Genomic DNA, 10,697 nt, shown 5'->3' with positions numbered 1-10,697 from the left:
CACTGAAAAAGCTGGTTTGACACCTTTGTACTATCACACTCGCGCACCGCGTAACCTGACATCTAACAAAGAAATCACTTCTCCAGAAGATCTGAAAGGTTTCGGCATGCGTGTACCGAACGTACCATTGTTCCTGAAGGTATGGGAAGCTGCTGGTGCTAAGCCACAAGTAATGGACTTTAACGAAGTGTTTACTGGTCTTCAGCAAGGCGTAATCGATGGTCAGGAAAACCCGGTTGATTTGATTAAGAGTGCTGCTTTCTATGAAGTTCAAGACTATGTGAACCGCACTGAGCACGTATACTCATGGATCTATATCCTTGTCGGCAACAAGCAATTTGATGCGTTAAATGACGAGCAAAAGAAAGCTGTAAAAGAGGCAGCTGCTGAAGCTCAGGCTTATGGTGAAGAGCTTTATGACAAAGAAATCACGCAAATTGAAGATGATCTTAAAGCTGAGGGCATGAAGTTTGTCGATGTTGATCAAGATGCATTCCGTGAAGCGATGATACCTGCAATCAAAGAAAACTTGAAGCCAGAACAGTTCGAACTATACGAAAAGATTCTTGAAACTAAGTAATCCTGATTAAGGCACTGTCCGGCCGCCATGGCAGGCTGTGCCTTTCCTTTAAGAAAGGAATGAAACTATGAAAATTCGTAAATGGCTGGATATGCTGTTGTCTATCTTAACTGTTGTCAGCTTTGCTGGAGTCATTATAGTCGTGACGATTCAGATCATGTCCCGTTACCTTCCATATAATGCAATCTGGACGGAGGAGCTGACACGATACTTATTTATTTATGCCATTTGCTTCGGCGCTCCGCTGGCATTGATCCGCGGAGAATATATCAATGTCGATATGATACTAGCGAAAATGTCACATAATTTCAGGCGTTTTTACGAAATCGGTATTTACTTGGTATTAATGGTGCTATTTGCCGTGATGATCCAGACTGGCTATGACTTCACCCTGGTGGGCACACAAACCTCAGCGACGATGCCATTCAAAATGTCTGTAATTCATGTAGCTATCTTGATTATGTCATTGCTTTTAGCGTTTTATTCTATTGTAAAAATTGTTAAGTTGATTCGTAACCAAGAAGACTTTAAGTCGGATATTGATGGAGGCGAGATGTAATGGCGGCCATTTTGTTCATTTCATTCATTTTACTTATATTTTTAGGCGTGCCGGTTGCTTTTAGCCTCGGTTTGTCTTCCTTGGTCTATTTGATTATTGCCGATATTCCTCTTACCATCATTCCTCAAAAAATGTTTGCGGGATTGAATTCCTTTGTGTTGCTTTGTATTCCAGGTTTTATCCTTGCTGGCAACCTGATGAACGCCGGCGGGATCACTGACCGGATTATCAAGTTCGCGAATAACCTCTTCGGACATATCCGTGGCGGATTGGGATTGGCGAATGTTGGATCTTCTATGGGTTTTGCGGGAATCTCTGGAACTGCACTTGCAGATACAGCAAGTATTGGTGCCATCCTGATTCCTGCGATGAAAAAGGAAGGCTATGGAGCGGGGTTTTCCGCGGCAGTCACTGCATCTTCATCGACAGTTGGACCGATCATTCCGCCTTCCCTGCCAATGATCATCGTTGGTACATTAGCTTCCGTTTCTATTGGTGACCTATTTTTAGCAGGTGCTCTACCAGGGGTGATGCTTGGAATCGGATTGATGATCCCTACTTATATCATTTCTGTTAAGCGGAATTACCCAAAAGGCGAAAGGAAATCATTAAAAGTAATTTTAGAAAGCTTCATGGGTTCCTTCTGGGCATTGTTCATGACAATCATTATTTTGTGGGGAATTCTGGGCGGTTACTTCACGCCTACAGAAGCATCAGTTATCGCTGTACTATATGCGCTTGTTATCGGGATTTTCGTTTATAAAGAATTGCCGCTTAAAAAGATTCCTGGCATTATGTTATCTTCCATGACAACAACAGCTTCCATTATGCTGCTGGTAGGATTTGCGAACCTGTTTGGGTGGATTATGGTCAGTGAGCAGATCCCTCAAATGGTAGCAGATGTTATTTTAGGAATCTCTGAAAATCCTATTGTTGTAATCTTGTTGATTAACCTTCTGTTGTTGTTCGTTGGTACGTTCATGGAAACGATTGCTGCACTTGTTATTTTGTTCCCTGTATTGATGCCGGTCGCAGCACAGGTTGGAATGGATCCAGTTCAATTCGGTGTCATGATGGTTCTTAACCTGGTAATAGGTCTGGTTACACCGCCAGTTGGTGTGTGTCTGTTCGTGGCCTCCCAGATCGGAAAGGTGCCGATCGGAAGAGCAGCACGAGAGCTTGTACCTTTCATTGGAGTAAGCCTTGTTGTATTGATGCTGGTAGCATTTGTACCACAGGTATCACTTTATTTACCAAGTCTATTTGAATAGGTGGTTTTAACATGAAGGCAGTACAAATTCCTGAAGCAATGGAACTCGTAATTCAAGATTTAGAACAGCCCGCTATTAAGAATCCGGAAGATGTTCTTGTAAAAGTAAAGCGCGTTGGTATTTGCGGATCCGATATGCATATCTACCATGGCACGAACCCTCTCGCGACTTATCCGCGAATCCCTGGCCATGAAGTTGCGGGGGAAGTGGTTGAAGTTGGCTCAGCTGTTAAAAATGTAAAGCCGGGAGACCATGTGGTTGTCGAACCAATCCGCTATTGCGGCGAGTGCTACGCCTGCCGCAAAGGCCGGCCGAATGTGTGTAAGTCCTTGTCCGTTTTTGGTGTCCACGAAGATGGCGGTATGCGCGAATCGTTCGTACTGCCTGAAAAGCAGCTTCATGTAGTCGATCCATTCCTTGATTGGAATGAAGCGGTTTTAGCCGAGCCATTCACGATTGGTGCCCAGGCCGTTTGGCGCGGCGGGGTTGAAGAAGGAGATACAGTATTGATCCAGGGCTCGGGCCCGATTGGAATCTGTATTTTAAAAATGGCAAAGCTGCAAGGTGCAAAAGTCATCATGACGGATCTGGAAGAAGAGAGATTGGCATTCGCGAAGGAAAATGGAGCGGATGAAGTCATTAATGCCCGTGAAGTTTCTGTAGAAGAGAGGGTAATGGAGCTTACAGTTGGAGAAGGACCGAATGTGGTGATCGATGCTGTCTGCCTGCCTATGACTTTTGAATTGGGAGTCAATGTCGTTTCTCCAGCAGGAACAGTTGTTGTGCTCGGTTTTGATGAGCGCCCATCCCAGATACCTCAGCTGCCGATCACAAAAAAGGAAGTGACGATTGTCGGCTCTCGTCTGCAGACGAACCAGTTTGGCAAAGTTGTCTCATTACTTAATGAAAGTAAATTAAAAGGGAACGGTTTTATCACTCACCAGTTCCCGCTTGAGCAGGTAAAGGAAGCTTTTACATTCGTGGAAAAGAATCCGGGTGAAGTACGGAAAGCAGTTATTGTTTTTGATTAGGGGAGATTTGATGAACTTAAAAATAGAAACACTAGAGCAATTGTCTGATTCCAAGGTCGTCGCTGTTGTCCGCGGCGGAACAACAGAAGAGGCCATTCAAATTTCGGAAGCTGCCATCGAAGGCGGCTTCCGGGCTATTGAATTAACGTATACAACACCGGATGTTGCCAAAGTATTCGAGGCACTTTCAGGATCGGATGCAATTTTAGGAGCAGGAACAGTCCTGGACCCAGAAACAGCGCGTCATGCCATTTTAAGCGGGGCGAAATTCGTGGTCAGCCCGAATTTTAACAAAGAAATCGCTGTCTTATGCAACCGCTATTCTGTCGCTTATTTGCCAGGATGCATGACGATAACCGAAATCGTTACGGCGATTGAAAGCGGCTCTGACATCGTTAAGCTGTTCCCGGCAAACCGTTTTGACCCATCGTTCATTGGTGCGGTCAATGGTCCCCTGCCACAGGTGCGCGTTATGCCGACAGGCGGTGTCAATCTCGATAATGTCAACGATTGGCTAGGTGCTGGCGCAGTCGCGGCCGGAATCGGCAGTGACCTTAACAAGGCGTACCGTTCTGCTGGAAAAGAAGGCGTAACAGAGCTCTGCCGTAAGTACACCGAAGCAGTAACAGGAGGTAATGCATCATGAATATGACGTTTCGCTGGTATGGTCGGGATAATGATACTGTCACCCTCGACCATGTAAAACAAATTCCTGGCGTAAAAGGCATCGTATGGGCACTGCACCAGAAGCCTGTCGGTGAAGTGTGGGAAAAAGAAGAAGTCAAGGCGGAAATGGACTATATTCAATCATTTGGATTTCATGGTGACGTAGTTGAAAGTGTCAATATCCATGAAGCAATTAAACTTGGAAATGAAGACCGTGACCGATACATTGAGAATTACAAGCAAACAATCAGGAACCTGGGGGAAGTTGGCGTCAAGGTCATTTGCTACAATTTCATGCCGATCTTCGACTGGACGCGTACCGAAATGTATAAGGAACTTCCTGATGGGTCAACTGCTTTATTTTTCGAAAAAGCTAAAGTGGAAAACCAGGATCCGCAGGAATTGATCGACACAGTCGCTTCTGCTTCGGATTTAACGCTGCCTGGCTGGGAACCTGAAAAAATGGCGCGAATCAAGGAATTATTTGCGGCATATGAAAGTGTGTCAGAGGAAGACCTATGGGAGAACCTAGGCTATTTCCTAAATGAAGTTTTGCCGGTTGCAGAAGAGGCTGGTATCAAAATGGCTATCCATCCGGATGATCCACCATGGACGATTTTCGGGCTGCCACGCATCATGACAGGCAGAAAGAGTCTGGAGAAGCTTCTATCAATCTCTGATTCTCCATCCAATGGAATTACCTTCTGTACAGGATCGCTCGGAGCAAGCCCTAAAAATGATATGGTAGCACTTGCTGCAGAGTTTGCGCATAAGTCACCTTTTGCGCACATCCGCAATGTGAAAATCTTTGAAAATGGCGATTTTATCGAAACATCGCATTTAACAACAGATGGTTCAATCAATATCAAAGGCGTTGTAAAAGAGTTATCTGATATCCAGTATGAAGGATATGTCCGTCCGGACCATGGCAGACACCTTTGGGGAGAGGTATGCAGGCCTGGATACGGCTTATACGACAGAGCGCTTGGCATCATGTATCTTCATGGGTTGTGGGATGCATACCAGGCTTCAAAATAGGAGGGATACGATGTTTCCGATCCATCAAAATTTAAAGGGTAAAACAGCCGTCATTACGGGAGGAAGCGGTGTGCTTTGCTCCGAAATGGCACGTGAGCTGTCAAGGCATGGCGTGAATGTCGCAATCCTGAACCGTACGGTGGAAAAAGGAGAAGCAATCGCAGCTGAAATCAACGGAGCTGGCGGGTCAGCAATCGCTGTTGCTGCTGATGTGCTGGACCAGCATTCACTTGAAGGTGCAAAAGCTACGGTTGTCGAGGCATTTGGACGTGTAGACATCTTAATCAATGGAGCAGGCGGAAATCATCCTGACGCGATTACAGCAGTGGAAACATATGAAGAGGACTCAACTGAGAAATCCTTCTTCGATATGGATGCTTCCGGATTCTCCAAAGTGTTTGACACGAACTTTATCGGAACCTTTTTAACGTGCCAGGTGTTTGGCAAGGAGCTGCTCAAACAGGACGCTCCTGTCATCATCAATGTTTCATCTATGAGCGCCTACTCACCAATGACGAAGGTTCCGGCATACAGTGCTGCCAAATCGGCGATCAACAACTTCACGATGTGGATGGCTGTCCATTTCGCTGAAACCGGCATGCGTGTCAATGCGATTGCGCCAGGGTTCTTCCTGACATCGCAAAACCGCAACCTGTTGCTGAACGAAGACGGAACGCATACAGACCGTTCAAAGAAAATCATCACTCATACGCCAATGAAGCGCTTCGGGCAGCCAAAGGATCTGTTAGGCGCACTACTGTGGCTGACAGATGAAGAGTACTCCGGCTTTGTGACTGGAGTTACCGTGCCAGTAGATGGGGGATTCATGGCTTATTCAGGAGTTTAATTATGCAGAGACATCCACGGGACTTATTCCAGTGGATGTTTGCTATTTTAGGAGGCAGCTATGAAAATTCAGCTTGCACTAGACCGATTAACAAGGGAACAATGCTTTTTGATATTGGAAGAGACAGCAGACCATATTGATTGGATTGAAATAGGCACAGGTGTTATCAAAGAATATGGAATGGAAATTGTTCGTGAAATTAGCGAAGCTTATCAGCAAAAAACGATAGTAGCCGATATGAAAACATGTGACGCGGGGCGGCACGAGGCAAAGCAGGCTTTTGAAGCGGGAGCGGATATTATCACGGTGATGGCTTTTTCACATGACAAGACAATATCAGAAACACTAGAGACAGCTCAGCAGTTTGAAAAAAGGATAATAGTAGATTTACTTGGTGTTCAAACTAGGGAACGAGTCGAAGATCTATATGAACTGGGAGTCGACCTATTTTGTCTTCATGTAGGAAAGGACATGCAGCATGAAGGTGCATTGGCAGATTCATCACTTTATGGATTAGTGGCGGGACTTGAAAATATAGAGGTCGCCATCGCAGGCGGCATTTCGGTGAAGACCATTGGAACACTCAAAGGAATAGATATCGCGATTATTGGGAGTGCAATTACTGGAAGCGGCAATTCTGGAGAGACAAGCAAGATGATTAAAAGATTAGCAGAATAGTATTTTAAGAGGGAAAAATCATTAAAAAGCCCAGCAACAAACGATTCTGTTGCTGGGCAATGCTTTCTTAATTAGTTGCTTGATTAATAATACGCCCTTCAACAACAGGGCTTACAGTCTGATTTTCTTGTTGACTCACATATTCAGTGAAGACCTCCCAGTCCATATAACCTGGTTCACTTACACGTCCTTCACTGTAAGCTTTTGCGAAAACATCGTATCCATCTCCGCCTTTAGCGGTGAAAATGTTTGTAGCAACTGCATATGTCTTGTCAGGGGCTAAGTTGACATAGCCTCCATTTTCTTTAACTTCAATTGACTGTACACGCTGCCCGGCTGGAAGAGAGCTGTCGTAGGTGAATTTCATTCCTGCTACGTGAAGGAATGCTCCCGATGCAGTAGGGACATCTTTCACGCTGTGCTCCAAAGCTTCTTTGATTTCAGTGCCAGTCAGCTGCATGATGGCCAATGAGTTTCCAAAAGGCATGACTGTCATGACTTCAGCTAAAGTAATATCTCCAGTATCAATCGATTCGCGAATTCCGCCGCCGTTCTGTAATGCGATAACAGTATTAGGGTTGATAGTTTTTGCTTTTGCCAGCATGCCGTCAGTAATCAAGTTACCTAAGTTTGTTTCACCTGTACGTACATATGCTCTTTCACCGTTCAGGTTTACAGCTGCATTCCCGATGATTGTATTTTTCATTGCCTCAACTGCTGGTTTATACTTTTTATTCAAGATTTGTGCAGCCTCAGGGTCCTCCTGGTAATCATCCATATCTAACAATTGACCTGCATATTCGATTACTCTACCGTTTTTGTTGAATTTAACGTCCAGTGTACCGAGGAATTCTCCGTACTCATTTGCCTGAACGATGACTGTTGGTTCTTTGCCAGCCTCTACAAAAACTGGTTCAGTTAACTTGACATGAGTGTGTCCGCCGACGATCACATCAATTCCTTCTACTTCCTCAGCCAGCATCAGGTCATTATCCCCGCCTCCATCATTCAAACCGATGTGGGTCAGGGCAATAATTTTATTGATGCCTTGCTTTTCGAATGCTTCAACTGCCGCCTTTGCCTCATTGATGTAATCAGTGAACTCAACATTTTCTCCAGGGCTGGAGATGTCTACAGTTTCTGCTGTTGTGAGACCGAAGATTCCCACTTTCTCTCCATTGATTTCTTTAACTATGCCTTTGTAAATCCCACCATCTTTAGGATTAGTAGAAATTTTATTTTTGGCATACTTTTTAATATTTTTGTCATTTTTAAAATTGACGTTCGCACTGACAAATGGGAATTCCGCTCCTTTTACAAAGTCTGCTAGAGTGGCGGTTCCTTTATCAAATTCGTGATTTCCGAATGCCATGGCATCATAGCCTGCAAGATTCATGAACTCCAAATCTGCCAGTCCTAGAAACTCGTTAAAATATAGTGTTCCAGAGAAAACATCTCCGGCATCTAGTAACAAAGTGTTAGCGTTTTCCTCACGCACCTGCTTAATGGCTGTAATACGTTTTGCTACAGAGTCTAAATGCGAATGCGTATCATTTGTATGCATGAGTGTTAACTCGTAAGGCTTGTCAGGCTTTTTTTCCTTCATGTGTGCCGATGCTGCAGGAACAGCAATGGATGTCAAAAGGACAGCAGAAGCAGCTACTGAAAAAAGTTTGCGGTAGAACTTGTTACGGTAGTTCATTAACATTTTCCTCCTAGTAATCAAAAGTGATATTGCTATTAAACTAGTTACCATAGTCAAACAACTTAATTTTATCAAATTTATTATATTATAAAGTGAATAAATTGAAAATTCATTAAATCAGTACAAAAGACCTAGTTATAACTTGGTGATTTGAGTAATAATATCAAAAGTCCATAATAAAACACATTGAGAAAGATAGTAAAGATTATCGATGAGTAGTAAAATTTAGGATTATTTGAATGGTATAACTTAATTACCGATTGGGGACTTTCAAGAGAAAATAATATAATACCACAAAGGGTTTTTCGTATAATTTAGCGAATTATTCTGAGATATAGATAGATTGTTGGGGGAACAGGATGAAAACGAGAAGAAAACTAGTTTCGTTAGGGATTTTATTGTCACTGATTTTGAGTGGATGCTCGGGCAAGGTTCAAGAGGAAGCTGTGGCCAGTGCAGAGGTTAGAAAGACAATAGTGGCTGATACTGAAATAAAGATACCTGTTACCAAAGACTTTATTCCAAACATGAATTTTGTGCCACGGAGCAATATTCCTACCCACATCGTATTGCATTTCATAAGTAATGCCGCGACTAATCCTGAGAATCCATATATATATGAAGACATCAGAAAGATTTTCATCGATTATGATGTTTCCCCGCATTATATGATTGATCGGGAAGGTGAAATATACTTCCTGCTCCCGGAAAGCCGCGCTGCTCGTCATGCAGGGAAAGGGGAACTTCCAACATACATGGAGTATAGTGATCAGTTGAATAAATACTCTATTGGCATTGAGCTAATGGCCATCGGCACCGAATCCGAAATGCAGCAAATGATGTCTACAGAGAACTACAAACAGATACCCCAGGAACATATCGGCTATACAGAAGCACAATATAAAGCTCTTAATCTTCTCATAGATGATATTTTGGCGAGGAACAAACAGGTTAAAAGAGATAGGACGCATATCATTGGCCACGATGAATACGCACCAGAACGGAAAACAGATCCTGGAGAGTTGTTTGAATGGGAGAAAATCATGTTGAATGGAGAGTAGCCTTTATTGGTTGCTCTTTTTTAATGAAGCTATTCATTTTCCATTTTTGATTCTCGGATTGATAGATAATCTGTTTGACAAGTTATTTTTCTGCAGAATTGGGTAAATAGTAACTAACAAACATAACCCAAAAAAGGCAGGGATAATCATGAAAAACGATAAGAACTCTAATTTTTATAAACAAAATGTAGACGTGAATATGTTCATGGACACCATGCATGATCCCGACAATACGGAACTGATTTTAACTCGTAAAAAAACAAGGTATACAGATGGAGCAAACAAGATTATCCATAAGGTCCAGAATGAATTCCTGGAAAAAAGACGAGCAGAAGAAATTGACTTGGCATTGGAAAACAAGGATAAAGGAAGATTCATGGAATTGACATCAGAAAACTGGAAGGATGCTTTATAGAGTGAAAGTGATGAATTGGATATTGCAAATATAAAAAGCCTGAAACCAAGATTTGAATACCCGGTTTCAGGCTTTTTTTGGCTGGATGACACTGCCCACGAAAAGCCTCTTAATCTAAAACCTCGATCAATTGCTCCTTAAGCTTCTTTTTAGCGCTGGCCCTCCATTGTTTGACTGCTGAAACTGAGACATTTTCCTTTTGAGCTATTTCTCTGACGGACAGGAAATCAACGCAAGTGTAGATGACCCACCTTGTTTCTTTTTCTGTGAGGTCCTCACAGTAGCTCATCAGAAATTCAAGTTCAAGTGGATGATGGACATTGGGTTCTTCAACACCTTCCCAATATTCTTCTTTCGGATAGACACTCCGTTCTTCAAGCCGATTATTCCGATTCATCTCATTCAGAATTTGTCCCTTTATATACGAATAAGCATAATTGGTGAAATCACCCTTATCTGGATCAAAGGCTTCAGCCGCCTCCCAAAGCCCTACAAGCCCTGTATGGAAGTAGTCTTCCTTGTTTTTATAAATATTGAGAGAGCTGATAATCTTGTGGATCATTGGCTCATACTGTCTGGATAACTGTTCAAAGTTTTCCACTTTGCAATCCTTTCGAGATCGCGCGCGTTCCGTTTTATTCCCGGGTAGCTAAAACATACTGTGAAACAAGAGAGTGCACCAATCGCGAAAATTCAATTTTGGAGGGCGAAATGGCTAAAAAACAAACAAAAAGTCTTGAAAATTCAATTTTCAAGACCTAATAAAAGAGAATGTCTATATTAGTAACGAATATCGGAATTATGAATTGTGAAATTTTTTAGACAATGGTTGATAAATTTTTTTCT

The 10,697-nt window shown here is 42.9% G+C and carries 12 protein-coding genes; 10 read left to right on the top strand and 2 right to left on the bottom strand.

Annotated elements, in window-relative coordinates; genetic code table 11:
- The 8 genes from ACH0QE_RS12740 to hxlA all read left to right on the top strand — a co-directional run.
- Window positions 1-580: TRAP transporter substrate-binding protein (locus ACH0QE_RS12740; RefSeq protein ID WP_415801021.1), on the top strand; the 580-nt coding region annotated here is incomplete at its 5' end.
- Window positions 581-647: 67 nt separating this feature from the next.
- Complete coding sequence (locus tag ACH0QE_RS12735; RefSeq protein ID WP_415801020.1) at window positions 648-1,139, top strand: TRAP transporter small permease; 492 nt, start codon at window positions 648-650, stop codon at window positions 1,137-1,139.
- On the top strand, window positions 1,139-2,410 hold the full coding sequence (locus ACH0QE_RS12730) for a TRAP transporter large permease (protein WP_415801019.1): 1,272 nt from the start codon (window positions 1,139-1,141) through the stop codon (window positions 2,408-2,410). Before ACH0QE_RS12735 ends, ACH0QE_RS12730 begins: the two co-directional genes overlap by 1 nt.
- Window positions 2,411-2,421: 11 nt before the next feature.
- The gene (locus ACH0QE_RS12725) at window positions 2,422-3,441 is read left to right on the top strand and encodes a zinc-binding alcohol dehydrogenase family protein (protein WP_415801018.1); all 1,020 of its coding nucleotides are present in this window, start codon (window positions 2,422-2,424) and stop codon (window positions 3,439-3,441) included.
- Window positions 3,442-3,451: 10 nt separating this feature from the next.
- The gene (locus ACH0QE_RS12720) at window positions 3,452-4,087 is read left to right on the top strand and encodes a bifunctional 2-keto-4-hydroxyglutarate aldolase/2-keto-3-deoxy-6-phosphogluconate aldolase (RefSeq protein WP_415801017.1); all 636 of its coding nucleotides are present in this window, start codon (window positions 3,452-3,454) and stop codon (window positions 4,085-4,087) included.
- Window positions 4,084-5,145: a mannonate dehydratase gene (gene uxuA, locus ACH0QE_RS12715; RefSeq protein ID WP_415801016.1), complete on the top strand. Its 1,062-nt coding sequence runs from the start codon at window positions 4,084-4,086 to the stop codon at window positions 5,143-5,145. Before ACH0QE_RS12720 ends, uxuA begins: the two co-directional genes overlap by 4 nt.
- 10 nt (window positions 5,146-5,155) lie before the next feature.
- Window positions 5,156-5,992, top strand: coding sequence for an SDR family oxidoreductase (locus tag ACH0QE_RS12710; RefSeq protein WP_415801015.1), 837 nt, complete (start codon window positions 5,156-5,158; stop codon window positions 5,990-5,992).
- Window positions 5,993-6,052: 60 nt separating this feature from the next.
- Window positions 6,053-6,670 carry a 3-hexulose-6-phosphate synthase gene (hxlA, locus tag ACH0QE_RS12705; protein WP_415801014.1) on the top strand — a complete coding sequence of 206 codons (618 nt, stop codon included), beginning with the start codon at window positions 6,053-6,055 and terminating at the stop codon, window positions 6,668-6,670.
- A gap of 67 nt (window positions 6,671-6,737) precedes the next feature.
- On the opposite strand, the gene ACH0QE_RS12700 is transcribed toward hxlA, so the two are convergent.
- Window positions 6,738-8,372, bottom strand: coding sequence for a bifunctional metallophosphatase/5'-nucleotidase (locus ACH0QE_RS12700; protein WP_415801013.1), 1,635 nt, complete (start codon window positions 8,370-8,372; stop codon window positions 6,738-6,740).
- A gap of 362 nt (window positions 8,373-8,734) precedes the next feature.
- Between ACH0QE_RS12700 and ACH0QE_RS12695 the strand changes: the two genes are divergently transcribed.
- Both ACH0QE_RS12695 and ACH0QE_RS12690 read left to right on the top strand, forming a co-directional pair.
- A complete protein-coding gene (locus tag ACH0QE_RS12695) occupies window positions 8,735-9,436 on the top strand; it encodes an N-acetylmuramoyl-L-alanine amidase (RefSeq protein ID WP_415801012.1) in 702 nt (233 codons plus the stop codon).
- Between the two features lie 148 nt (window positions 9,437-9,584).
- A complete protein-coding gene (locus tag ACH0QE_RS12690; RefSeq protein WP_415801011.1) occupies window positions 9,585-9,851 on the top strand; it encodes an IDEAL domain-containing protein in 267 nt (88 codons plus the stop codon).
- 109 nt (window positions 9,852-9,960) lie between these two features.
- Here ACH0QE_RS12690 and ACH0QE_RS12685 read toward each other — a convergent pair whose 3' ends face one another.
- Window positions 9,961-10,452: a sigma-70 family RNA polymerase sigma factor gene (locus tag ACH0QE_RS12685; RefSeq protein ID WP_415801010.1), complete on the bottom strand. Its 492-nt coding sequence runs from the start codon at window positions 10,450-10,452 to the stop codon at window positions 9,961-9,963.
- Window positions 10,453-10,697 lie beyond the last annotated feature (245 nt).

The organism is Mesobacillus sp., from assembly GCF_047739415.1.
GTDB lineage: Bacteria > Bacillota > Bacilli > Bacillales > Cytobacillaceae > Mesobacillus.
Note: the sequence above shows the minus strand (reverse complement) of the source record. Positions and strands in the feature narration are given on the sequence as shown.